The organism is Kytococcus schroeteri (genome assembly GCF_002847825.1).
Classification (GTDB): Bacteria; Actinomycetota; Actinomycetes; order Actinomycetales; family Dermatophilaceae; genus Kytococcus; species Kytococcus schroeteri.
In genome coordinates this window covers 1-317 of sequence record NZ_PKIZ01000134.1, presented here as the reverse complement: position 1 = coordinate 317, position 317 = coordinate 1, and the positions used below count along the sequence as shown (strand labels likewise).

Genomic DNA, 317 nt, shown 5'->3' with positions numbered 1-317 from the left:
CTCCTTGATACGCTCGACAGCCACCACAGTTCCCGTACCACCGGCCGCACGGTCGCAATACAGCCACTCGCGCTCCGGCGCGGCGACAAGCCCCGGCACCTGCGGAATACCAATCGGCTGCCCCAACGGCACCTGGGATAGCTGTTCAGCGGTGGTTTTCTGCACCTCGACGGGCTGCTGCAGAATCAGCCGCGCGGAGGCGACATTCGTGATCGGATGGTAAGAATCCTCCAGGCGCAGGTGCAGCGTCCCGGTCTCGTCGGCCACCAGGTCGGCTCCTTCAAGGCTCGGCTGTGGACGTAGCAACCCCAGCATCA

Annotated in this window: 1 protein-coding gene; it reads right to left on the bottom strand. The window is 64.7% G+C overall.

All coding sequences use genetic code 11. The annotated features are described in order from the left end of the window. A partial coding sequence (locus CYJ76_RS11860; protein ID WP_180802311.1) for a type VII secretion protein EccB occupies nt 1-315 on the bottom strand: 315 nt, incomplete at its 3' end. Nucleotides 316-317: the final 2 nt, after the last annotated feature.